A 24,776-nucleotide genomic window follows, 5' to 3' on the forward strand; every position below is an offset into this window, starting at 1 on the left:
ACCTCGATCGCTTGCGTGAAAGCACCGGTTCAGATCATGGCGGTATGACGCCTCAGAAGACCCGCGCGCCCAGGATTTCGTCGTTCATGTTCACTATATCTGTTCGGTGGTTTCTGGCGGCGGCGCTGCTCGCACTCGGGGCGGGGCCGGTATCGGCGGCGCAGGTGCAACTGCCGGTCGACGCGCTGATGCAGGATGCGGGAGAGTATGCGACCCGGTTCGGCGTGCCGTTCGATGAGGCGCTGCGGCGGATGCGTGCGCAGGGCGCCACCGTGCCGACGACCGACGCGCTGCGCGAAACCTTCAAGGATCGCTGGGCCGGGGTCGCGATCGAGCATCAGCCGAATTACCGCATCGTCGTGCTGCTGACCGGCAGCGATCCGGTCGCCGACCAGTCGGTGACAGCGGGCGGGATGGTCGTGCCGATCGTCTTCCGCACCGGCGCACCTGCGACGCGCGAGGCGGTGCTCGCCGCGATCACGGCGTATCAGGCGAAGATACGCGAGTCCCTCCCACATCCGCCCGGGCTCGGCGTGGACCAGCGAACCGGCGAACTCGTCGTGATGATCGCATCGGGCGATGCCGATCTCGACCGCGACGGCGCGCTGCGCACCCGGATCGCGACGATGACCGGCGTTCCGGTGCGGATCGAAGCCGTTGATAAGCCGCCCGCGGACATGGCGCAGGATCAGGTCGCTCCGGTCCCCACGCTCATACCCGCCCCGGTCGACGGCGGCGCGATCGAGGGCGGCGGGCGCGTCGTCGGGACTGTCGACGGCAAGCGCTATGCCTGCACGACCGGCTTCGTCGTGTCCGACGGGCTGCGCAATGGCGTGGTCACCGCGGCGCATTGCCCGGACGCGCTATCCTATGTCGGCAAGCGCCCTTCGGACGGCAGCCGCGAGGAATGGCCGCTGGCGTTCGTCGGGCAATGGGGCTGGGGGTATCAGGACGTACAGGTCAACGTCGCGACCGCACCTGACGTCGGCTACGCGCCGCTGTTCTACGCGGATACGGCCAAGACTCTCGCGCGGCCCGTTGCGACGTGGCGCTACCGCACGAGCACGCGCGCGGGCGACTTCGTGTGCCATCGCGGGGAGCGTACCGGCTATAGCTGTGCGGTGATCGCGATGGTCGATTTTGCGCCGGCGGGCGATTTGTGCGGCGGCGCGTGCCTGCCGACCTGGGTTGCGGTCGAGGGACCGACGTGCAAGGCCGGCGACAGCGGCGCGCCGGTGTTCGAGGGCAGCACCGCGCTGGGCCTCGTCAAAGGCGGCACCTACCGGCGCGACGGGACGTGCCTCTTCTACTACTATATGTCGACCGACTACCTGCCGCAGGGCTGGACGCTGCTGCACCAGTAACACGGTGCCGGGCGCGCTGATTGTGTCTCCCGGCCAAGCGCTGTACGTCCCGCCGGGAACACGGTGCCGCTGAGCGCCGATCGGCGGCCTATCGACACGGGCATGACATGGACTCCTCGGGCCTTGAGGCCGTTTTCCTGGCTAATCGCGATACGCTGCTGCGGTTCATCCGCTCGCTTGGCGCGAGCGATGCGGAGGATCTGCTGCAAGAACTATGGGTGCGGATCCAGACTGCCCCGACCGGACCGATCGCGTCGCCTCTGTCGTACCTCTACCGGATGGCGAACAACCTGATGCTCGATCGCCACCGCGCGGTGCGGCAGGCGGAGAAGCGTGATCGCGAATGGACCGAGGTGACGGGGGGGGCGTCGCTCGACCGCTCCGAGGAGCCCTCCGCCGAACGCGTCGTGATCGCACGCGAGCAGGCGGCGCTGGCGGAGTCGGCGTTGCAGTCGGTCGGCGACCGGGCGGCGCGGATATTCCGGCGCCACCGGATCGACGGGGTCGAGCAGCGCGTGGTCGCGGCGGAGTTCGGGGTGAGCCTCAGCACCGTCGAGGGCGACTTGCGCAAAGCCTATCGCGCGATGATCGATGCAAAGCGACGTTATGATGAGGCTTGATCGCAACGTCTCCGTCTTCGGCTATAGGAGGCCATGATGGCGGAGCATGACGACATCGAAGCACGCACGCTGAACGAGACCGCGCTGGACTGGGTGGTCCGGACCGGCAGCGATGCGTTCGACGACTGGCCGGCGTTCCACGCCTGGCTGGAGGCGGACCCGCGCCATGCGGCGGCGTATCATGCGATGTCGATGGATATCGAGGAGATGGCGGCGACGGTGCCGCCCGTGCAGGCCGCGCCGATCGTGATGCAGCCTCCGCGGAGGCGCTGGCCGGTCTGGGCGGGTGGAGCGATCGCCGCGTCGCTCGCGCTGTTCGTTGGGTATGAGTCGATTGAAACGCGCGCGCATCCTTATGCGGTCGAAACCGCGGCGGGGACGATGCGGACGGTTCGGCTTGCCGATGGCAGCACGATCGCGATGGGCGGTGCGACGCGGCTGATGCTCGATCGCGACGATCAGCGGATCGCGACGTTGGAGCGCGGCGAGGCGATGTTCGTCGTCCGGCACGACGACAGCGATCCGTTCGAGGTCAGCGTCGGCGGCGCTCGGCTGGTCGATGTCGGCACCGCGTTCGACGTGAAGCACGCGCGCGGCGAAACGCGTGTCGCGGTGTCGGAAGGCGCGGTCGACTATAACCCAGGACGAGACGGCATCCGGCTCGTGAAGGGGCAGGGGCTGGTCGTGCGCGACGGCAAGGCGACCGTGACCGCGGTGGATGTGGCGAGCGTCGGATCGTGGCGCGACAGCGTGCTGGCGTACGAGGGCGCGACGCTGGCGGAAGTCGCCGACGACCTGTCGCGTGCGCTCGGCGTCGACCTGCGCGCCGATCCGGGCGTCGCGAAGCGCGCGTTCAGCGGCAGCATTGCGACGGCCAAGCTGTCGGGCGATCCCCGGCTTGCCGCGCCGTTGCTGGGTGTCGCGATCCGCAAGCGTGGCGGTCACTGGGTGATGTCCTCCCGCTCGTGAGGATGCGCGGATGTCTGGTCGTCGCGGCGCTCGCCGTCGCCGCTCCCGCGCAGGCGGGGCAGGGGGCGGTCGACTTGCCGGCGGGGCGTCTTGGGGATGCGGTGCTGGCGCTCGGGCGGCAGTCGGGGACAAGTATCGTCGTCGGCGATCCGGCTTTGTGGGCGCGGCGCGTGCCGGCGGTACGCGGGCGGATGAGCGCGCGCGAGGCGCTCGACCGGCTGGCGTCTGCGGCGAATGCGGACGTCGTCGCGGCGGGCGCTTTCGGGTGGCGGCTGACCGCTCGCGCACCGCGCGTCATTCCAGTGAAGCGCCCGAAAGTCGTTCCGATCGCCGCACCGCCGGCGGTCCAGGGCGCGGACATCATCGTCACCGGCAGCAAGCGCGACGTCAGGTTGCGCGATTTCGCAGGGCAGGTCGCGTTGCTCGACGGAGTCGATCTTGCGCTCGGCGGCGCGGGCGGGACCGAGGCGATCCTCGCGCGGCTGGCGAGCGTATCATCGACGCATCTGGGCGCGGGCCGCAACAAGCTGTTCATTCGCGGCATCGCCGATTCCAGCTTCACCGGGCCGACCCAGACCACCGTCGGCCAGTATTTCGGCGACCTGCGGTTAAGCTACAACGCGCCCGATCCCGATCTGCGGCTCTACGATATCGCCTCGGTCGAGGTGCTCGAAGGACCACAGGGCACGCTGTACGGCGCAGGCTCACTCGGCGGGATCATCCGCACCGTGCCGAACGCGCCGGAACTGGGCGCGGTGTCGGCGTCGATCGCGGGCGGTCTCTCCGCGACGTGGCACGGCGATCCGGGCGCGGATCTGGGCGCGACGCTGAACGTGCCGCTCGGCGAGCGGGTCGCGCTGCGCGTCGTCGGCTACGGCGTGAGCGAGGGCGGATATATCGACAACCCGGTGCTCGACCGCCGCGACGTGAACCGGACGCGGATCGGTGGGGGCCGGGCGGCGCTGCGGCTCAATGCGGGGAATGGCTGGACGGTCGATCTCGGCGGCATCGGGCAATGGACCAAGGGCGACGACAGCCAGTACGCGGACCGCGACGCGCCGCCGCTGACGCGGTCGAGCGCGATCGTGCAGGGGTTTTCGGCGGACTACATGATGGGGCAGGTCGTCGTCTCGGGCACGATCGGCGGGCTGAATGTCAAGTCCTCGACCGGGATCGTCAGCCAGACGCTGACCGAACGCTACGACGCGACCCTGCCGGCCGTCGATCCAACGCTACCGATCACCAACTGGCCTGCATTCGGCAGCCCCCTGACGACGGCTGCGGGCAGCCCGCGCGTGTTCGCGCAGCGCAACGCGACCGACATGATCGCGAACGAGACGCGGGTATGGCGGCCGATGCGAAACGGGTTCGGCTGGGTGGTCGGCGGCAGTTACACGCATAATCGCACGCGACTGTCGCGCTCGCTCGGCCCGATCGATGCGCCTGCACCAGTGACGGGCGTGACCAACAGCATCGACGAGGCGACGCTGTACGGCGAGGGGAGCGTGCAACTGGTGCGCGGGTTGACCGCCACCGCCGGCGCGCGGGTCACGCGGGCATCGCTCGCGGGGACCGGTGAGGACATCGCACCGGCGCGGTTGGAGGCGGTCGCGCTCGCCCGTTCGCGCGTGACCGCGGACCGGATCGAAACGAGCGTGCTGCCGTCCGCCTCGCTGATCGCGGCGGTGTTGCCGAAGGTGTCGCTTTACGGCCGCTACCAGCAGGGCTTTCGGCCCGGCGGGCTGGCGATCGAGAGCGATTTCGTCCGACGGTTCGAGAATGATCGCGTACGGACGCTGGAGACCGGCATGCGCTTCGGGCTCGCCGGTGTCGATCGCGCGTACCTGACGGCGAGCGTGTCGCACACGATCTGGCAGGATATCCAGGCCGACTTCATCGACGCGACCGGCCTGCCGAGCACCGCCAATATCGGCGATGGGCGGATCTGGACGTTCAGCGCGATGGGCGGGTGGAAGCCGGTGGCCGGGCTGACGCTCGATGCAGGCTTTACTTATAACGATAGCCGCGTGACCGAACCAAGTGCGGCGTTGTTCGTGGCGCTGGCGCGGATGAGCCAGGTGCCGAACATCGCGCGCTATGCCGGGCGGCTTGGCGCGGATTACCGGCGAGATATCGGGCGGGATCTGGAACTGCGCGTGTATGGCTGGGCGCGCTATGTCGGGCGGTCCCGGTTGGGTGTGGGGCCCGTGTTGGGCGAGGAGCAGGGCGATTATCTCGATACGGCGCTTACTGCACGGATCGGGCGGTCGTCGTTGGGCGTGACGCTCGGGGTAACGAACCTGACCGACAGCGTCGGCAACCGGTTCGCGCTGGGGACGCCGTTCCAGGTCGGGAGCGGGCAGCTTACCCCGCAACGCCCGAGGACGATCCGCATCGGCCTGGACGCCGCCTTCTAACTTCCCCCCTCCCTGGAAGGGAGGGGTCGGGGGTGGGTCGGCTTCCGCGTGTTCTAGCGGTGGTGGCTCGAACGGGCCGACCCACCCCCAGCCCCTCCCTTCCAGGGAGGGGAGCCCAGAAGCGCCTGATCAACTCACCCCTTTGCGTTCACCAGTGCTCGCTGATCCGCCGGCAGCAACGCCAGCGCCGTCTTGTAGCAATCCTCCACGTGCGAATTACCGACCAGCTTCATCGCGCCGAAGCTGATCGTCGCCGCCACCGCCGAACCCGCGAAAGGCACGAACTTCGCCATCGATCCCACCGCGATGCGCGCGCCGACGCGGCGGAGCAAGGCGACGACGATGCGCTTCGTCACCATCCGGCCGATCATGGTGTTGCCGAGACTCGACGCCATCACCAGCGCCTGCTGTGCAAGCTGCGGCTCGAGCTTCTGCACCTGCTCGTGATCGAGCCCGAAGCGCTTGCTGATCTCGGGCAGCAGCTTGGTGAGTAGGCCGATGTCCGCGACGATGTCCGCGCCGGGGATCGGCACGACCGCCGCGCCCGCCGACATCATCGAGCGCGTCGTGACGAGGCGCTTGCTGTCGTCGCGGATGCGGTCGAGTTCGGCGATGGTGGTGATCATGCTGGCATTTCCCTGAAGATGTCCGCCGCACAACGCGCCGCCTCGGCCATTGTGCCGCACGATAATGGAGCGCGCTTCAAGGTTCGCGAGCCACGTCTCCGTCCTCTTCTCGAAAACACATCGAAAAGGGTTCCGTATGCGTCGTCTCTTGCTGACCACCACCTGCCTGTTCGCGGTAACGACGGGCGCCCAGGCGCAGACCGTGATCGACACCAAGCGGACCGACACGGTGCGGACCTCGACGATCAAGGCCGGCGCCCCCGACAATATCCGCATCGCCGCCGCCGGCTCGGTGACGCCGACTACCGGCACTGCGGTCACCGTCGACAGCGTCAACTCGGTCACGAACGAAGGCACGATCCAGGTCACCAACGCCGACGGATCGACCGGCATCCTCGCCAACGCCGGCACCGGCGGCGGGATCACCAACGCGGCGACCGGCAAGATCATCATCGACGAAAGCTATGTCGCGACCGACACCGACAAGGACGGCGACCTCGATGGCCCGTTCGCGGCGGGCACCGGACGCACCGGCATCCGCACCGCGGGCGCGTACACCGGCGCGATCGTCAACAGCGGCGCGATCACCGTGAAGGGCAACAACTCCGCCGGCATCTGGCTGGGCGGACCGCTGACCGGCGCCTTCACGCATGACGGCCAGACCTCGGTCACCGGCAACGGATCGACCGGCGTGCGGATCGCCGACGTCACCGGCAACGTCCGGCTCGCGGGCACGATCGCGGCGATCGGGCAGGGCGCGGTCGCCGCGCGCGTCGATGGCGACATCGCAGGTGCGCTGGTGGTGCAGGGCGCGCTCGGCTCGACCGGCTATCGCTATGCGACGGCGCCGGCCGATACGACCAAGCTCGACGCCGACGATCTGTTGCAGGGCGGATCCGCACTGGTCGTCGCGGGTAACGTGTCAGGCGGAATCATCTTCGCGATCCCGCCAAAGGACGCGAGCACGACCGACACCGACGAGGACAAGGACGGTCTTCCCGACGCCACCGAAGGCTCGGCAGCGATCACCTCGTTCGGCGCCGCGCCGGCAGTGCAGATCGGATCGGCCACGCGCGCGATCGCGATCGGCGCGGTCGCGGGGACCGGAACCGGGTTCGGCCTGATCGTCGACGGCGGCATTGCGGGCAGCGGTGTCTATGGCGGCGTCGAGGGCAACGGCCTGGCGATCGGCGGCCTTGGCGGCGCGGTGACGATCGCAGGCGGGATCGGCATCAACGGCACCGTAGCGGCAACCGCAAACGGCGCGAGTGCGACCGCGTTGAAGCTTGGTACGGGTACGTCGACTCCCGAGATCCGCAACGCCGGCACGATCGCCGCGGCAGGCGGCGGCACGACCGCATCGCGCTCGACGGCGGTCCTGGTCGACACCGGCGCATCCGTCGCCACGATCCGCAACAGCGGCACGATCAAGGCGACCGCGCAGGCCGCCGATGGCACCGCGATCGCCATCCTCGATCGCTCGGGCACCGTCACGCTGGTCGAGAACAGCGGCGGGATCGGCGCATCGGGAGCACTCGCCACCTCGGAGCGCAACGTCGCGATCGATCTATCGGCGAACGCCGCCGGTACGATCGTTCGGCAGACCGCAGTCGCCACCGGCATCGCGGCACCAGCGATCGTCGGCGACGTGCGCTTCGGCAGCGGCAACGATCTGTTCGACGTCGCGGACGGCACGGTTGCCGGCACCGCGCGCTTCGGCAGCGGCAACAACCGCCTCGCGCTGTCCGGCGATGCCAATTTCTCAGGCGGCGCAGTGTTCGGCGCTGGCAACGACGCGCTCACCCTCGCAGGGACTTCGGTGTTCAGCGGCGCGGCGGACTTCGGTGGCGGTACCGACACGCTGACGCTCGGCGGCACGTCGCGCTTCTCCGGCACGCTCGCCAATTCGGGCGGCCTCGCGGTCGCGGTCAACGGCGGCACGCTCGACATCACCAAGGCTGCGTCGATCGCGTCGCTGTCGGTCGGCGGCGGCGGTATCCTCGCGGTGACGCTCGACAAGGCGGGCGGCACCAGCACGATGATTCAGGTCGCCGGCACGGCATCGTTCGACAAGGACTCGAAGCTAGCCCTGAAGCTCACCAGCGTCGTCGATGCGGAAGGACGCTACACCGTCCTGCGCGCAGGCACGCTGACGGGCGCCGCGAACCTGACCGCGACCACGACGTTGCTTCCATTCCTCTACAAGGGCAGCATCGCGACCGGCACGGGCAACGACCTGGCCGTCGACATCGCCCGCAAATCATCGACCGAACTGGGGCTCAATCGCTCGCAGGCGTCGGCCTATGACGCGATCTACAAGGCGCTCGGCAACGACGCGAAGGTCGGCGGTGCGTTCCTGAACATCACCGAAGCCGACGCGTTCCGGGGTTCGGTCCGCCAGATGCTGCCCGACCATGCCGGCGGCACGTTCGAAACCGTGACGATGGGCTCGCGCGCCACCGCTCGCCTGCTTGCCGACCCGCACGGCCCGTTCAAGGACGAAGGCAAATGGGGCTATTGGGTGACGCAGGTCGCCTGGGGCACGTCGAAGAGCGTCGCCGATACCGCGGGCTACGACATCAGCGGCTGGGGCGTCTCGGCGGGCGCGGAATACAAGACGGGCGTCGGCAACTTCGGGACCTCGCTCGCCTATCTCCACGGCCAGGATGCCGACGACGGCACGGACAACGAGGTGAATTCGGACCAGTATGAGCTGGCCGGATACTGGCGCGGGCATTGGGGCGGCCTCCAGGCCAATGCCCGCGCGTCGGGAGCCAAGGTGAAGTTCGACGGTGTCCGTCAGTTCGCCGGCGCGATCGGCGCCGAGGCCGTTGCCCGGACCGCTAAGGGCAACTGGGACGGCACGCTGTACGCGGCGTCCGGCGGCCTGTCGTACGAGGCCGGCACCGGCATGCTCACCTTCCGCCCGGTCCTTGCGATCGATTACTACAAGCTCAAGGAGGACGGCTACAGCGAGACCGGCGGCGGCAAGGCGATCGACCTCGTCGTGCGGTCGCGGACCAGCGACGAACTGGCGGTTACCGGCAGCGGCGCACTCGGGCTGAACTTCGGTGGACCCAAGTTCGAGAATGGCTGGTTCCGCGTCGAAGCCGAAGGCGGCCGTCGCCAGATCGTCGGCGGCGGTCTGGGCGCAACCACCGCATCGTTCGAAGGCGGCCAGTCGTTCACGCTGACCCCCGACAAGCGCACCAGCGGCTGGGTCGGCAAGCTGCGCGGCGTCGGCGGCAACGGCATCTTCCGGATGGGCGGCGAGTTCAACGCCGAGCAGCAACAGGGCCGCGTCGCGCTGTCGTTGCGCGCCAACCTCCAGATCGGGCTTTAGGCAACCGCACTTTTCGGGGGTGGAATGGCTCGATTCCGCCCCCGGACTGTTGTCGGCGCATAGCAGGAGTGAAGACATGGCCGAAGACCGTTTGAACATCGACGTGAAGACCCTCGAGGACAATAGCGACCTGCGCCAGGTCGAGTTCGAAGCCGAAGTGAGCGAGGAACGCTATCAGTTCGCGGTCCAGTACGACGTGCTCGAAGCGCTCAGCACGGTATCGCCCGAAGGCGACGCCGTGACGGTCTTCAAGCAGCATGCCGAAGAGATCGCCGAACTCGGCGTCGTCGCACTGGCGCGCGATCCCGACCAGGAGATCGTCGTCATCAGCGAAAACGATCTGGACTAGCGCCGGCTTCCGGCCGATCCTCCCCACCGAGCCGGCATTGTCGTCCGGACGGTGGGAGACGGATGATGAAAACGATCTGGACGAGCGTTGCAGTGGCGATGACGATCGCGGTGGGCGCGCCGGCGGCGCAAGCGCAGAAGGTCAGCCCCGCGGTCACCAGCGCGCTTGCCGATCCGGCGCGCGCCGACCAGCAAGGCGACGATGCCCGCCGCAAGGCCGCCGACGTGCTCGCCTTCTCCGGCGTGCGGCCGGGCAATGTCGTCGTCGATTACCTGCCGGGTGCCGGCTATTGGACCCGCATCTTCACCGGCGTCGTCGGACCCAAGGGCCATGTCTACGCGGTCTGGCCCGCTGCCGGCGCGAAATACGCCGAGAAGACGTTGCCGGCACTTCAGGCGCGCAACCTCGCCAACGTCACCGCCGTCGTCCAGACCACCAACCTGCCGACCTCGCCCAAACCGGTCGACCTGTTCTGGACCGTGCAGAACTACCACGACATCGCCAATAACGGCGGCGGCGAGGGCGCGTTGAAGGCGTTCGACAAGGCGGTGTTCAACATGCTCAAGCGCGGCGGCATCTACGTCGTGATCGATCATGCGGATGCCCCCGGCAGCGGCCTGGGCGGGACCGAGACGCGGCACCGGATCGACCCGGCGGTAGTAAAGGCACAGGTCCAGGCGGCAGGGTTCAAGTTCGTTGGCGAGTCCACCGCGCTGCGCAATCCGGCCGACGACCACACCAAGCCCGTATTCGACCCCGCGATCCGCGGCACGACCGACCAGTTCGTCTACAAGTTCAAGAAGCCGTAAGCGCATCGGCGACTGATCGGCGGCATTAGCGTTCGTCGATCAGTCGCCATCGCCTTTGCGTCACGGCGTCCGAGTCCAGCGCTCGGGCATGGCGTTCGAGCGGCGACAGTCCTAAGCGGCTTTCATGAACGACAAAATTGCTGCCCCATCGATGCGTCCAGGCGAGTTCGTCGCCTTCATCGCCGCGTTGATGGCGGTCAACGCGCTCGGCGTCGACCTGATGCTGCCCGCGCTCGCCGATATTGGCCACCAGCTTGGCATCGCCACCGCGAACCATCGCCAGTGGATCATCACCGCGTACATGCTCGGCTTCGGCGCGGGGCAGCTCGTCTACGGGCCGCTCGCCGATCGCTACGGCCGCCGGATCATCCTGCTCGTCACGCTCACGGGCTTTGTCGCAGCGAGTATTTTCGCCGCCGGATCGCAGACCTTTGCCGCGCTGCTCGGCGCGCGCGTTCTGCAGGGGCTGATGTCCGCATCTACGCGCGTGCTCGCGGTCGCGATCGTGCGGGATCGGTATTCGGGTCGCCAGATGGCGCGGACGTTGTCAGTCGCGCAGATGATCTTCTTCCTGGTGCCGATCATGGCGCCCAGCCTGGGGCAGGTGTTGCTCCAGTTCGGTCCGTGGCGGTTCATCTTTTACGCGCTGGCCGGCTTTGCGGCGTTCGTCCTTGCCTGGTCGGTGACGCGGTTGCGGGAATCGCTGCCGGTCGAGCGCCGATCGCCGCTGTCGTTCGCATCGCTCCGCCAGGCGTACACGCTGACGCTGACCAACCGCTATTCGGCCGGCTATGCAGTCGCCGCGTCGATGACGTTCGGTGGGATCATCGCCTTCGTCTCGTCCGCGCAGCAGATCTTCGTCGACGAGTTCCATGCCGGCGAGCGGTTCACCATCCTGTTCGCGGTCTGCGCGTTTTCGATGGGGTGCGCGTCGTTCGCCAACAGTCGGCTGGTCGAGCGTCTCGGCACGCGCCTCATATCGCAGGCCGCGGTGCTGGGGCTGATCGCGCTCTCGGTGGTCCACATCGGCGTGATCGCGGCAGGATCGGAATCGCTCTGGACCTACATGCTGTTCCAGGCGCTGAGCATGACGTGCATTGGCCTGTGCGGCTCCAATTTCGGCGCGATGGCGATGGAGCCGGTCGGGCATATCGCCGGCACTGCGTCGTCGATCCAAGGGTTCATCACCAGCGTCGGCGCGGTGATCGTCGGCTCGCTGATCGGCCAGTCGTACAACGGCACGACCTATCCGCTCGCGATCGGCTATCTTGCGATCGGGCTCGGCGTGCTGGCGGTGGTGTATGTGGTCGAAGGCGGCAAGCTGTTCCACGCGCATCACAAGGCCTGATACGCGTTACGCCCCCACGCCGCGTTCGTGCGCCCACACGATCGCGGCGCTGCGTCGGTTGACACCGATCTTCGCATAAAGCCGCGCGACATGGTTGCGCACCGTGTTGCGCGACAGGTCGAGCCGGGTGGCGATCGCCGCATCGTCGAGATCCTGGCAGATCAGTTCGAGCACCTCGCGCTCGCGCTTGCTGAGTTCGGTACTGGGGGGCGTGGCACCCGAGCCGGCGCGTGGATTTCGCAGCGTCGCCAGCTTGTCCATGATCGACCGGCTCAGCCAGTTGGCGTCCTTCATCACCGCGTCGATCGCCTCGACGAGTTCGAGTTCACCGCGGCGGCGCGCCGTGATGTCCTGGTACAGCCACAGGACGCAGGGGGTGCCGTCGACGCTGATCCGTTCGGCGGAGACGAGGCAGTCCAGCGTTTCGCCGTTCTTGTGCAGCAGGCGGACATCGTGGCCCCGAATGCCGTTCCGCTCGCGGATCTCGGTTTCCAGCTCCACCCGCTGTGCGGCGTCGTTCCATAGCTGGAGATCGTCGGCGATCCGGTCGACGACCGCGTGATCGGTGTAGCCGGTGAGGCTCTTGAACGCCGCGTTCACCTGCACGATGCGGTTCTCGTCGCCCTTGGTAATGACCATCGCGACGGGGGCCATCTCGAACACCGATGCGAAGTGCCGTTCGCTCGCCTGCAACGCCAGTTGCGCGCGCCGTCGGGGCTCGAGGTCGGCGAAGGTGAAGAGAAGGCAGTCCTCGTTGGCGAGTTCGATCGGCTGGCCGGCGAGGATGACCAGCGTCTTGTCGCCCCCAGCAAGCGGCAGTTCCGCCTCCAGTTGTGGCACGGTCTTGCCGGCCGCCACGCGTTCCTTGACGAACGGCTTGCGCTCGACCTCGGCGAGGAAGTCGAGATCGAACAGCGTCTTGCCGACGATCTGGTCGCGGTCGTAGCCGGAGAGATCGAGGAACCCCTGGTTCACCAGGACATAGCGCTGGTCGGCGACCCGCATGATGAGGGCAGGGGCGGGGTTCGCATGAAACATCGCCTGGAACCGGTCTTCCGCGTCGAACCGTTCGGAGACGTCGTTGATGACCATTCCCAGGCAATCGGGATCGCCGCCATCCTCGTCCATGACGATGTCGCGGACCTGATGCACCCAGCGCGGCTCGTCCGCATCCGGTGACGAGACCTCGACGATCAGGTCGGGAAAGCTTTCGCCGGCGAGCAACCGCATCAACGGATATTCGCGGCGCGGCAGCTTGCGACCGTCACGGTACCGCAATCGGAAGCGCGCCGCGTAATCATCCGCGGTCTCGCCCAGGTCGGCCAACGCCTTGACGCCGTGCATCTTCAACGCCGCCGGGTTCGCGCTGAGGATCATGCCGGTCGGATCCATCAGGATCACCCCTTCGAGCAACCCGGTCATGAGCTGTTCCAGGTGATGGAGCGTCGGGGCGTGAAGCGGCTTGCCGTTGGTCTTGGTCATGCCTGTCCAGCGACCAAAAGGGGGCTCCGGTTCCGTGCCCTGCGCTACATTTATACCAATGCGACCGGTATGTGAGCACCAATCGGGAAATCCTGGCGCGGCGCCGAAACTGAACGGATCGGCGATCCCGACTGTTGAGCCTCCTGTACCATCCACCAGTATCATCATCGTCCAGGAGCCTCATCATGAACCTCATCATTCTTCTCGTCGTCGGCGGGCTCATCGGTTGGGTCGCCAGCATGATCATGCGCACCGATGCGCAGCAGGGCATCCTCCTCAACATTGTAGTCGGCATCGTCGGCGCGTTGCTGGCGGGCTTCCTGATTACGCCGCTGATCGGTGGCGCATCGATTATGGACGGCGCGCTCAACATCCAGTCGATCCTGATCTCGCTGGTCGGCGCGGTGATCCTGCTCGCGATCGTCAACATGTTTCGTCGCGGTACGGTTCGCTGATCCGACCGGGAGGCGGCGTGGCTCACATGCCGCCTCCCACCCCGCGAACGTCCCCGTTTCCAAAACCAGAAACTCAGGAGAGTATCATGACCGTTCGAGCATTCATGGCATGCGGCGCAATGCTGCTGGCCTCCAGCGCCGTCGCGCAGACCGCAACGCATGCCGGCGCGCACAACCCCGCCGTCAAGAACAACGATGCCGCCCATGTCGCGGCACCGGCCAAGGGCGCCAATTCCTTCTCCGAGGATCAGGCTCGCGGTCGCCTGACCAAGGCCGGCTACCAGTCGGTCTCGCGGCTGGCGAAGGACAAGGACGGCGTCTGGCGCGGAAGCGCGACCAAGGCCGGCAAGAAGGTCAATGTCGGGCTCGACTACAAGGGCAACGTGACCGCACGCTGATCCATTTTTCCAGGAGAGAAACGATGACCAAGACCCTTACCCGCCTGTTCGACGACTATTCGGATGCGAAGTCGGCGCTGAACGATCTCGAGCGTCTCGGCGTGCCGCACGACTCGATCAGCATCGTCGCGAACAACGCCGATGGCGCGCATGGCGATCACGACACGTCGCTGGACGACGTCAACGATCGTGGCGATGTCAGCCGCGGTGTCTCGACCGGTGCGGCGGTGGGCGGCGTCGGTGGCCTGCTTGCCGGTCTTGGCCTGCTCGCGATTCCCGGCTTGGGGCCGATCGTCGCGGCTGGTTGGCTCGCATCGACCGTCGTCGGTGCCGGTATCGGTGCGGCTGGCGGCGCCGCCACCGGCACGATCGTCGGCGCACTGAAGGACGCGGGTCACACCGATGACGAAGCGCATGTCTATTCGGAAGGCGTCCGTCGCGGCGGCACGTTGCTCAGCGCACGCGTCGACGACAGCGTCGCGACCGAGGCCGAAGCGGTTCTCGATCGTCATCGTTCGGTCGATGCGACCACTCGTGGTGCGGCCTATCGCCAGGACGGCTGGACGCGCTTCGATGAGGCAGCGCCCGCATACACGCGCGATGAAGTCGTTGCCGAGCGTGGCCGCTATGGTTCGGTATCGTCGACGAACGCGTCGACCTACTGAACGACGCCGTCACGATCCTTGCCGCCAGCGTATCGGGCGGCGGGTGTGAGAGCGTCGAAATAGCGAAGGGGTCGGTTTGGGTTCATCCAAACCGACCCCTTCGTCGTTCAACTTCAGGCCAAAACCTTAGCCGTGCAACGATCGACGGAACGTCTCGGGCAGGAACACCAGACCGACCAGCACCGTCACCGCGCAGGCGACGATCGGATACCAGAGGCCGTAGTAAATATCCCCCGTCGCCGCGACCATCGCGAACGCCGCGGTCGGCAGGAACCCGCCGAACCAGCCATTGCCGATATGATAAGGCAACGACATGGAAGTGTAGCGGATCCGCGTCGGGAACAGCTCGACCAGCAGCGCCGCGATCGGCCCGTAGACCATCGTCACGTACAGCACGAGCAGGACGAGGATCGCGATGACCATCGGCTTGTTGATCTGTGCCGGGTCCGCCTTTTCAGGATAGCCCACCGCGGTCAGTGCGGTCTTCACCTCGGCACCGAACGCCTTGATCGCCGCCGCCTTTTCAGGACCGGTAACGACCGCCGGGTTGACGACCGGGATGGTCGCGCCGCCGATATGGATCTGAGCGACGGTGCCGGCTGGCGCAACGACGTTGGCATACGAGATACCCGCCTTCGCCAGATACGCCTTGGCGATGTCGCACGAGCTGCTGTCGAACTTGTTCTTGCCGACCGGATCGAACTGCACCGAGCATTCGTCGGGATTGGCGACGACGCTCACCGGCGAATTGGCCTGTGCCGCATAAAGCGCCGGGTTGGCAGCCTTGGACAGGGCATGGAACAGCGGCATGTACGTCAGCGCGGCAAGCGCACAGCCGGTCAGGATGATGTATTTCCGCCCGATCTTGTCCGATAGCCAGCCGAAGAAGATGAACGCCGGCGTCGCGATCAACAGCGCGATCGCGATAAGGATGTTGGTGGTCGGTCCGTCGACGCGCAGGTTTTTCTCAAGGAAAAACAAAGCGTAGAACTGGCTGGTATAGAAGATGACGCCCTGGCCGACGACCGCACCGAACAATGCGATCAGCACGACCTTCAAATTGCTCCACTGTCCGAACGCTTCGGTCAGCGGCGCCTTCGAGGTCTTGCCCTCGTCCTTCATCTTCTGGAACACCGGGCTCTCTTCGAGCTGCATGCGGATCCAGAGCGACACCGCCAGCAACGCGATCGAGACGATGAACGGAATCCGCCAGCCCCAAGCCGCAAACGCCTCTTCGCCCACCAGCGTCCGCACGCCGATGACGATCAGCAGCGCCGCGAACAGCCCGAGCGACGCGGTCGTCTGGATGAAGCTGGTGAACAAACCCCTCTTCTTGTCGGGCGCATGCTCCGCGACATAGGTCGCAGCGCCACCATATTCGCCGCCGAGTGCCAAGCCCTGCAGCAGGCGCAACACGACCAGCGCGATCGGTGCGGCGACGCCGACCGATGCGTAGCTTGGCAGCAGTCCGACCAGGAACGTCGAAAGCCCCATGATCGCCATCGTCACGAGGAAGGTGTTCTTGCGCCCGACGACATCGCCGATCCGCCCGAACACCAGCGCCCCGAACGGCCGCACTGCGAACCCGGCCGCGAACGCCGCGAGCGCGAAGATGAACCCGGTGGTCTCGTTGACGCCCGAGAAGAACTGCGCGGTGATGATCGTCGCCAGCAGCCCGTAGAGGTAGAAATCATACCATTCGAACACGGCGCCGAGCGACGACGCGATGATGATGAGCGGCTGGCTCTGCTTCACGTGCCCGAGGGGCGAAGCATCCCCTGTTGTAGTCGCCATGGCAGTGTCCTCTCAGGTGGAGCGATTATGTTTTAGAACGAGTAGCGTGCGGCGAGTTCGCCGCGGTCGAGCTTGCCGACCTGGCCGTCGACCAGCCGCCGTTCCGCGTGGCGGAACTCGACACCCAGATCGATGGCCTTGATCGGCGAGAAGAACAGGTTGGCCGACGTGCTCCACGCCGACGCGCTGGCGCCGATCGGTTCGCCGCCGGTCGGGTAGTCGATCGACTGGACGCTGCCGATGAAGGTCGAGCGCAGCTTGTCGGTCCAGCCGAGCTTGAGCGCCGCGAAGCCAGCGGTGAGGCTGGGCGTCCGCAACTCCGCACCCGGCACCGCCGCGAAGACGGCATCGGGCGCAAGGTTCAGGCCGACATACCGGCCGATCCCGTCGCCATGCGTCACCATGAAGCGGATATCGGAACGGCCCGACACGTCGAGCGGCACCTTACCCGCAAACGACACGCCCCAGCCCGTCGCACTCTCGTTCAACGCGCCGGTGTCGATCGTCAGTTTTCGCGCCAGCCCCGCCAGCGAGAACTCGCCGAACGCGGTCTTGTAGTTCAACCGAGCCGCGACGTCGGGCAGGCGATCGTCCGCATTCTCGACGACCGCGGCAGAGGTCAGGCCGGTCGACGCCGTCTCCGGGTTCTCGGCCGCGACCGACAGCGTCAGCGTATCGCTCAACTTGCGCGTGTACCGCACCTGCGCCTGCCGGACGAACACGGTACCTTCCGACGGTCCGATGAAGTCGGTCGTCTCGGGCAGTGCGCCGATATACTGGAAGGTCGTCCATTCCTGACCGAACAGCCAATTGTCGTAAGTGAAGAACGCGCGACGCAGGCCGGGGTTATAGCCGCTGACGACGCGCTGGTTACCCTGCGTCCCCGGTACGACCTGGAAATCGACTTCCAGCAGACCCTTCAGGCTGTGCCCCGCAATCGGCGTATCCGTCGCCAGCACGATCCGCGTCTGCTTGGCATGCGATTCCAGGCTGTTGCCCTCGTTGCGACCGCCGACCGGAATCATGCTCGGAAAATAGAAGTCGCGACCGACCGACTCGGGGGCGATGTTGCCGCCGCTGTAGCGACTGACCGACGCCCAGGTCTTGATGAAGCCGTTCAGCTTGACCGTCGTCCCCGCAACCTTGAACCCGTCGGTCGACGCTGCGGCGGGTGCTTTCGCTTCGGCAAGCGCGGTCGGCGCAGTCGGCCCGACAGGGGCCGTCGGATGCAGGTCGTTCGGCGCGGACGCGACCGCGGTCGGTGCGGCGGTCGACGTCGCCGGAGCGGCAGGTCGTGGCGCGGCCGCAGCCGTAGCCCGCGCCGCGTTCAGCTCGCCGCGCAGGTCCTGCACCGCCGCTTCCAGTGCCTTCAGCCGAGTCTCGAGCTCGACCTCGCGCGCCGTCTGCGCCTGCGCCGTGACCGGTACCAGCGCGGTGCCCGCGAGCAGCGCCGTCAGGGCCAGCCGTGTCTTGAACGCCATGAATGTCATCCCCGTCTCCGCACTTTTCCACTGGTCTTACGCGTGGAATTAGTACGGTCATCATGGCGCATTGCGTCCCTCCGTCCACCCCTTACTTTGGTGCGGGATGATCGCCCGAACACGACCGCGTACAGCGCGGCAAAAGGAGAGCCAAATGACCGAGGCAAGCTATCCCGTCCCCGCGGAATGGGCGAAGGACGCGCTGATCGACGCCGCCGCCTATGACCGGATGTATGCCGAGGCCGCGACCGATCCCGACGCGTTCTGGGCTAAGGAGGCCAAGCGCCTCGACTGGATCGTGCCGCCGACCAAGATCAAGGACACGTCGTTCGACGAGAGCGACTTCCACATCCGCTGGTTCGAGGACGGCCAGCTCAACGTCGCCGCCAACTGCGTCGATCGCCACGCCGACGCGCGCCCCGACGCGACCGCGATCCTGTGGGAAGGCGACGATCCCGCCGACGACCGCGCGATCAGCTACGCCGAACTGCGGGACGAGGTGTCGAAGCTCGGCAACGCGCTGAAGGCTAAGGGTGTCAGGAAGGGTGACCGCGTCACCATCTACCTGCCGATGATCCCCGAGGCGGCGTTCGCGATGCTCGCCTGCGCGCGGATCGGTGCGATTCATTCGGTGGTGTTCGGTGGCTTCTCGCCCGAGAGCCTGTGCAACCGCATCCACGATTGCGACAGCCGCATCGTCATCACCGCCGACGAAGGGCTCCGCGGTGGCAAGACCGTGCCGCTGAAGGCCAATGTCGACGCCGCGCTCGACCACGGCGATCTCGCGGTCGAAACCGTCATCGTCGTCCGTCGCACCGGCGGCAAGGTCACGATGACCGAGGGCCGCGACTGCTGGTATGCGGACTGCGTCGAAGGTCAGTCGACCGACTGCGCCCCTGAGCCGATGAACGCCGAGGACCCGCTGTTCATCCTCTACACCAGCGGCTCGACCGGCCAGCCCAAGGGCGTGCTCCACTCGACCGGCGGCTATCTGGTGTGGGCGTCGATGACGCACGAATACGTCTTCAACTACCGCCCCGGCGAGATCTTCTGGGGCGCCGCCGACGTCGGCTGGGTCACCGGCCACACCTATTCGCTGTACGGCGCGCTCGCGAACGGCGCGACCACCGTGATGTTCGAGGGCGTGCCGAACTACCCAGATCACAGCCGCTTCTGGCAGATCGTCGACAAGTATCAGGTCAACATCCTCTACACCGCCCCGACCGCACTCCGGTCGCTGATGCGCGAGGGCGACGACTGGGTGACGCGCACCAGCCGCAAGTCGCTGCGCCTGCTCGGCTCGGTCGGCGAACCGATCAATCCCGAGGCGTGGAACTGGTACCATAATGTCGTCGGCGACGGCCGCTGCCCGATCGTCGACACCTGGTGGCAGACTGAGACGGGGGGGCATATGATCTCGCCACTGCCGGGCGCAACCGCGCTCAAGCCCGGGAGCGCGACCAAGCCGCTGTTCGGCGTGCTCCCCGAACTGGTCGATGCGGAGGGCAAGGTTCTGGAGGGCGCGGTCGAGGGCAACCTCGTCATCGCCGACAGCTGGCCCGGCCAGATGCGCACCGTGTGGAACGATCACGAGCGCTTCTTCCAGACGTATTTCTCGACCTATCCGGGCAAGTATTTCACCGGCGACGGCTGCCGCCGCGACGAGGACGGCTATTACTGGATCACCGGCCGCGTCGACGATGTCATCAACGTCAGCGGCCACCGCATGGGCACCGCCGAAGTCGAGAGCGCCCTCGTCGCCCACTCGAAGGTCGCCGAGGCTGCTGTCGTCGGCATGCCGCACGACGTGAAGGGCCAGGGCATCTACGCCTACGTCACGCTCAACGCGAACGCAGAACCGAGCGACGATCTGCGCAAGGAGCTGGTGCAGTGGGTCCGCCGCGAGATCGGCCCGATCGCGACTCCCGACATCCTCCAGTTCGCGCCCGCTCTGCCCAAGACGCGCTCGGGGAAGATCATGCGCCGCATCCTGCGCAAGATCGCGGAGAACCAGCTCGACCAGCTCGGCGACACTTCGACGCTCGCCGATCCCGCGGTGGTCGACGCGCTGATCGCCGGCCGCGAGGAGGCTATCCCCGTACCGGCATGACGCGCACGATCCTCATCGCCGACGATCACCCGCTGTTCCGCCAGGCGCTCAAACTGGCGGTCAGCCGCGCCGCGCCCGACGCGGTGGTGATCGAGGCGGGGCAACTCTGCGAAGCGGTCGACGCGATGCGGGGGGCGGAGCGACTCGACCTGATCCTGCTCGACCTGCGCATGCCGGGCTCGGAAGGGTTCGCCGGCGTGGCGTTGCTCCACGCCGAACGTCCGGACACGCCGATCATGGTGATCTCCTCGGCCGACGAAGCCGAGGCGGCACCGCGTGCACGGGCGTATGGCGCAATCGGCTTCGTCTCGAAAACTGCTGATCTCGCCACGTTGGAAAACGCCGTAGCCCGAGCCCTCGCCGGCGAACGCGATGCGCCGATCGAAGGTCCGGCCGTCGATGACATGGCGACGCGGGTTGCGAGCCTCACCCCAACCGAACTAAAAGTCCTGCTTGGCGTCCTCGCCGGCCGTCTGAACAAGCAAGTCGCCTTCGACCTCGGCATCTCGGAAGGTACGGTAAAAGGTCACATGACCGCGATCCTCCGAAAACTCGGCGTCCAGAACCGCACTCAGGCGGTCCTCGCGGCGAGGGCGATGGACATCCACTTCGCCGACTGAGGCAGGCCATGCCGCCCGGATAAGAGCCAGTTCGCATCCCCGGCAGCACATAATTCCTTGTTCTCCCGCGAAGGCGGGAGCCCAGTCTGGATCCCCGCCTTCGCGGGGAAACATGCCTTGCTCGAAAGGTAGAGTACTGACTGGTTCCGACAGCCAGCCACTTCAGCTGAATGCCGCCCCCATTTGAATCCTCCCCCGCAAGGGGGAGGTGGCGCCGAAGGCGACAGAGGGGGCGGCCCGCGCAACGGCCGTATCTCTTTCCTCCCCCTCCGTCTGGCAAGAGCCAGCCACCCCCCCCTGGCGGGGGAGGATCGAGAAGCCTCAATTCCCCCGCGCAGCCGCCGCAGACGCATCCTCGATAAACCGCCACAAATCCGCCGGCACCACCGGCTTGGTCAACACCACCAGCCCAACACAGCGCGGATCGTCCGAAACCGCCCGATCCGCCGTCACCAGCGCAATCGCCGGCGCCGGCACCAGCGCCCGCAGCCGTGCCACGACATCCAGTCCGTCCTCCACTTCATCCAGATGGAAGTCGACGAGCGCCACGTCCGGCTCCTCATCCGCCGCCAACTCCATCGCCTCGGCGATCGTCGCCGCCAGCAACGGCACGCACCGCCGCGCGCGCAACGCCGCATCGAGCGCCGCGAGGATCGTCGCATCATTGTCGAGACACAGCACCCGCAACCCCGGCACCAGCGCACGTGCCACCGAGGACGTCGGCAACGCAACACCCAGCCCGGCCGGCGCCAGCGGCACGCGCACCGCAAACGTCGTCCCCCGCCCCAAGTCCGACCGCAACTCCACCGCCGACCCGAGCAACCGCGCGATCCGCCGAACGATCGCCAGCCCGAGCCCAACGCCGCCCCCAGCGCTCCCCTTGCTCTCCAGGCGCTCGAACTCCTCGAAGATCCGCTCGCGATCCCCAGCCGCGATCCCCGGTCCGTTATCCCGCACCTCGATCAGCACATCGTCGCCCCTGCGCCGCGCCCCGATCCAGATCCGCCCATCCGCCGAATAGCGCACCGCATTCGACAGGAAATTCTGCAGGATCGACCGCAGCAACGATCGATCCGTCGCCACACTGAACACACCGGGATGCGCTGCCAGTACCAGCCCGCGCTCGCCCGCCAACGGCCGGAACTGCACAGCCAGTTCCTCGATCAACGCCCCCAGCGCAAACCGCTCGACCTTCGGCACGACGCCCCCCGCATCGAGCCGCGACACGTCGAGCAGCGCCCGCAGCAACGTGTCCGCCGACCCGATCGCGCCATCGATCGCGCGTACCAGTTCCGCCTGATGCGGCGCCCCGTCCTCGGCCAGCGCCGCGCAGAACAGCCGTGCCGCATGCAGCGGCTGCAACAGGTCATGGCTCGCCGCCGCCAGGAACCGCGTCTTGTCGCGCGTCGCGGTCTCGGCGATCGCGCGCGCCTCGCCGAGCATGTGGTTCGACCGCGCAAGATCCTGCGTCCGTGCCGCCACCCGCGCCTCGAGATCGGCCTGCGCCTCCTTTTCCGCGGTGATGTCGGTGAAACTCTGGACATACCCGCCGCCGGGCATCGGTCGCCCGACCATCTTGATCCACCTCCCCGACGGCCGCTGCCGCTCGAAACTGTGCGGCGTACCGCGTGCGAGATGCGCCACCCGCCGACCGACATGCGCCGCGATATCGCCCGCGATACCCTCGCGCTCGGCATTGTAGCGGATCAGGTCGGCGATCGAGCGCCCGACGACGACATAGCCCTCGGGATAGTCGAACATCTCGACATAGCGCGGATTCCACGCGACCAGCCGCAGGTCCGCGTCGATCACGCTGACCCCCGGATCGATCGTCTCCAGCGTCGCGGACAACAGCGTGCGCGAGAACCGCAGCGATCGCCCGCGCTGGTCGAGCAGGCGGACCACGTCGCTGACGTCGATCGCCGACCCGGCAATGCTCGACGCGACGATCTTGCGCGCCGAGGGTGCGCCGATTACGCCCGCGATCAACCGCTCGGCGGTGCGCGCGGCGGGCCCGTCGATCGGCGCGCGTGGATCGGCGGACACCAGATCCAGCGCCAGCGCCTCGGTATCGCCGACGAACCTGGCCACGAGCGACTTCAACTCGCCGAGCGTCGTGACGTGATCGAGCGCGCTGTTGCCGCGCTGGCGTTCGCGGACGTGCAAGCCCGCCATCAGCGCGACGTTGACGCCGAGGCTCCACACCGTCCCGTTGACCAGCGGCGAGCCGATCCGCCAGCCGAGCAGCGCATCGGGATCGAGCCAGCCGCGCGTGAACTGCGCCAGCGCCGGCCCGACGCCCTCGCCGATCGACGGCAGCAACAGGCAGTAGATCCAGACGATCACGCCGCCGACCAGTCCCGCGCGCGCGGCGGTGTGATTGGCGAAGTTCCACCCCACGCTCGCAATCAGCGCAGGCGCGAACTGCGCGACGCCGGCAAACGCGATTAGCCCGATCGACGCCAACGGCAGGTCCGCGCCGAGACTCCGTCCATACACCAGCGCGACCGCGACGATCGCGGCGATGATGAGGCGCCGCACACGCAGCATCCGCCGCCCGAGTTCGCCCTCGCCCGCCTCGCCATGCCGCCGGAGCAACAGCGGCGCGAGCAGGTCGTTGGTCGCCATCGTCGACAGCGCGATCGTCTCGACCACCACCATCGCCGTCGCCGCCGAGAACCCACCGAGAAACGCGAGCAGCGCGACCAGATGCTGCCCTTGCTGCAACGGCACCGCGAGCACGTACAGATCGGGCTCGGCATCGCCCGGCAACAGCGTCATGCCCGCGAGCGCCAGCGGCAGGACGAGCAGCGAGATCACCACCATGTAGGCAATGAAAGGGCCCCGCGCCCTGGCGATCGCGTCAGGTCCCTGCGCTTCGATCACGCCAACATAGAATTGCCGCGGCAGGCACAGGATCGCGAGCGCCGACAACAAGGTTCGCACCCAGAAATCGGACGTCAGCGTACCCCAGGTAAAGCCGGCTCGAAGCCGCGCGACCGGCGATGCCAGCGTCTCGGCCGGCACGTCGGCGAGCAGTGCTACCGTCACCACCCCGAGCACAACGAAACAGAGCAGCTTGATTAGCGACTCCGCCGCGATCGCCGCGACGACGCCGGGGTTGCGCCCTGCAACCTCATACCGCCGCGCGCCAAAGACGATCGCGAACACCGCCAGCAACAGCGCGACGAACGTACCGACCTCCGCCGAACTCCCCACGCCAGCGATCGCGCCGAAACTCAGCGTCACCGACCGCAACTGAAGAGCGATATACGGCACCGACGCGAGCAACGCCGTGCCAGCGACGATCGCCGCGGTCCCCCGGCTCCGCCCGTAACGCGCGGAAATGAAGTCGGAGATCGAACTCGACCCTTCATCACGCGCCAGCCGTACCAGCCGCGCGAGAAACTTCGGTGCGAGCAGGAACACCAAAGCCGGACCGAGATAGATGGCAAGGTAATCCCACCCCCGCGTCGCCGCCGTGCCGACCCCGCCGAAGAACGTCCAGCTGCTGCAATACACCGCCAGCGACAGCGGATAGGCGATCCGCTGGAGCCGCACCGACAGCCCGCGCCGGTCGACGATCCATGCGATCCCGAACAACAGCGCGCCATAGGTCAGGATCGCGACGATGACACTTGGCCCGACGATGGCAGCGCTCCGGTTTAGGATTGAGCGGACGATCTAGCACAGGACGCGCGCCCGTCGTCGACCGGTATGTGACGCGCCGCGACGGCTAGCGGCTTGCACCGATCACCCGCCCGCGCTATCGCCGCACCGCTCTCGTGGTGGAACACTACCGGGAGCCTGCTTGGAAGCCCGACGGTTTCAATAGCATGCGGGTATAGTACAATGGTAGTACAGCAGCCTTCCAAGCTGAATACACGGGTTCGATTCCCGTTACCCGCTCCATCCCCGATCGAAAT

The 24,776-nt window shown here is 67.1% G+C and carries 18 protein-coding genes and 1 tRNA gene; 14 read left to right on the plus strand and 5 right to left on the minus strand.

The window, feature by feature from the left end:
* Positions 1 to 86 precede the first annotated feature (86 nt).
* The 4 genes from C8J42_RS00050 to C8J42_RS00065 all read left to right on the plus strand — a co-directional run bounded on the left by C8J42_RS00050 (position 87) and on the right by C8J42_RS00065 (position 5,370).
* Positions 87 to 1,364, plus strand: a complete 1,278-nt coding sequence (locus tag C8J42_RS00050; protein WP_133018468.1) for a hypothetical protein — start codon at positions 87 to 89, stop codon at positions 1,362 to 1,364.
* Positions 1,365 to 1,471: 107 nt separating this feature from the next.
* Complete coding sequence (locus tag C8J42_RS00055; RefSeq protein WP_133018469.1) at positions 1,472 to 1,984, plus strand: RNA polymerase sigma factor; 513 nt, start codon at positions 1,472 to 1,474, stop codon at positions 1,982 to 1,984.
* 36 nt (positions 1,985 to 2,020) lie between these two features.
* Positions 2,021 to 2,953 carry a FecR domain-containing protein gene (locus C8J42_RS00060; RefSeq protein WP_165895391.1) on the plus strand — a complete coding sequence of 311 codons (933 nt, stop codon included), beginning with the start codon at positions 2,021 to 2,023 and terminating at the stop codon, positions 2,951 to 2,953.
* A gap of 2 nt (positions 2,954 to 2,955) precedes the next feature.
* Entirely contained in the window at positions 2,956 to 5,370 is a 2,415-nt protein-coding gene (locus tag C8J42_RS00065; RefSeq protein WP_133019154.1) for a TonB-dependent receptor, read from the plus strand.
* A 134-nt stretch (positions 5,371 to 5,504) separates the two neighbouring features.
* Here the strand turns inward: C8J42_RS00065 and C8J42_RS00070 are convergent, their stop codons facing one another.
* Positions 5,505 to 5,996, minus strand: coding sequence for a hypothetical protein (locus C8J42_RS00070; RefSeq protein ID WP_133018471.1), 492 nt, complete (start codon positions 5,994 to 5,996; stop codon positions 5,505 to 5,507).
* A gap of 136 nt (positions 5,997 to 6,132) precedes the next feature.
* On the opposite strand from C8J42_RS00070, the gene C8J42_RS00075 reads away from it, so the two are divergent.
* The 4 genes from C8J42_RS00075 (at position 6,133) to C8J42_RS00090 (ending at position 11,845) form a co-directional block, all read left to right on the plus strand.
* Positions 6,133 to 9,339, plus strand: a complete 3,207-nt coding sequence (locus C8J42_RS00075) for an autotransporter outer membrane beta-barrel domain-containing protein (protein ID WP_133018472.1) — start codon at positions 6,133 to 6,135, stop codon at positions 9,337 to 9,339.
* A gap of 76 nt (positions 9,340 to 9,415) precedes the next feature.
* Complete coding sequence (locus C8J42_RS00080; protein WP_133018473.1) at positions 9,416 to 9,688, plus strand: DUF1488 family protein; 273 nt, start codon at positions 9,416 to 9,418, stop codon at positions 9,686 to 9,688.
* Between the two features lie 65 nt (positions 9,689 to 9,753).
* Entirely contained in the window at positions 9,754 to 10,497 is a 744-nt protein-coding gene (locus tag C8J42_RS00085) for a class I SAM-dependent methyltransferase (RefSeq protein ID WP_133018474.1), read from the plus strand.
* Positions 10,498 to 10,648: 151 nt separating this feature from the next.
* Positions 10,649 to 11,845 carry a multidrug effflux MFS transporter gene (locus tag C8J42_RS00090; protein WP_107952523.1) on the plus strand — a complete coding sequence of 399 codons (1,197 nt, stop codon included), beginning with the start codon at positions 10,649 to 10,651 and terminating at the stop codon, positions 11,843 to 11,845.
* Positions 11,846 to 11,851: 6 nt separating this feature from the next.
* Here the strand turns inward: C8J42_RS00090 and C8J42_RS00095 are convergent, their stop codons facing one another.
* Positions 11,852 to 13,327 (minus strand): helix-turn-helix transcriptional regulator, encoded by a 1,476-nt coding sequence (locus C8J42_RS00095; RefSeq protein WP_133018475.1) that lies wholly within the window; start codon positions 13,325 to 13,327, stop codon positions 11,852 to 11,854.
* A gap of 185 nt (positions 13,328 to 13,512) precedes the next feature.
* On the opposite strand from C8J42_RS00095, the gene C8J42_RS00100 reads away from it, so the two are divergent.
* The 3 genes from C8J42_RS00100 to C8J42_RS00110 all read left to right on the plus strand — a co-directional run bounded on the left by C8J42_RS00100 (position 13,513) and on the right by C8J42_RS00110 (position 14,845).
* Positions 13,513 to 13,782 (plus strand): GlsB/YeaQ/YmgE family stress response membrane protein, encoded by a 270-nt coding sequence (locus C8J42_RS00100; protein ID WP_133018476.1) that lies wholly within the window; start codon positions 13,513 to 13,515, stop codon positions 13,780 to 13,782.
* Positions 13,783 to 13,868: 86 nt separating this feature from the next.
* Entirely contained in the window at positions 13,869 to 14,180 is a 312-nt protein-coding gene (locus tag C8J42_RS00105) for a hypothetical protein (RefSeq protein WP_056484947.1), read from the plus strand.
* A gap of 23 nt (positions 14,181 to 14,203) precedes the next feature.
* Complete coding sequence (locus C8J42_RS00110; protein WP_133018477.1) at positions 14,204 to 14,845, plus strand: general stress protein; 642 nt, start codon at positions 14,204 to 14,206, stop codon at positions 14,843 to 14,845.
* A gap of 126 nt (positions 14,846 to 14,971) precedes the next feature.
* Here C8J42_RS00110 and C8J42_RS00115 read toward each other — a convergent pair whose 3' ends face one another.
* On the minus strand, positions 14,972 to 16,639 hold the full coding sequence (locus C8J42_RS00115) for an MFS transporter (RefSeq protein ID WP_133018478.1): 1,668 nt from the start codon (positions 16,637 to 16,639) through the stop codon (positions 14,972 to 14,974).
* A 32-nt stretch (positions 16,640 to 16,671) separates the two neighbouring features.
* Positions 16,672 to 18,120: a DcaP family trimeric outer membrane transporter gene (locus tag C8J42_RS00120; RefSeq protein WP_243643960.1), complete on the minus strand. Its 1,449-nt coding sequence runs from the start codon at positions 18,118 to 18,120 to the stop codon at positions 16,672 to 16,674.
* Positions 18,121 to 18,274: 154 nt separating this feature from the next.
* On the opposite strand from C8J42_RS00120, the gene acs reads away from it, so the two are divergent.
* Positions 18,275 to 20,230 carry an acetate--CoA ligase gene (gene acs / locus C8J42_RS00125; RefSeq protein WP_133018479.1) on the plus strand — a complete coding sequence of 652 codons (1,956 nt, stop codon included), beginning with the start codon at positions 18,275 to 18,277 and terminating at the stop codon, positions 20,228 to 20,230.
* Positions 20,227 to 20,850, plus strand: a complete 624-nt coding sequence (locus C8J42_RS00130; protein ID WP_133018480.1) for a response regulator transcription factor — start codon at positions 20,227 to 20,229, stop codon at positions 20,848 to 20,850. Before acs ends, C8J42_RS00130 begins: the two co-directional genes overlap by 4 nt.
* Before the next feature lie 321 nt (positions 20,851 to 21,171).
* Here the strand turns inward: C8J42_RS00130 and C8J42_RS00135 are convergent, their stop codons facing one another.
* On the minus strand, positions 21,172 to 24,453 hold the full coding sequence (locus C8J42_RS00135) for a PAS-domain containing protein (RefSeq protein WP_243643961.1): 3,282 nt from the start codon (positions 24,451 to 24,453) through the stop codon (positions 21,172 to 21,174).
* Between the two features lie 235 nt (positions 24,454 to 24,688).
* Here C8J42_RS00135 and C8J42_RS00140 point away from each other — a divergent pair.
* Positions 24,689 to 24,762, plus strand: a tRNA-Gly gene (locus C8J42_RS00140).
* The last annotated feature ends 14 nt before the right edge of the window (positions 24,763 to 24,776 follow it).

It is taken from the genome of Sphingomonas sp. PP-CE-1A-559 (assembly GCF_004340965.1).
Classification (GTDB): Bacteria; Pseudomonadota; Alphaproteobacteria; order Sphingomonadales; family Sphingomonadaceae; genus Sphingomonas.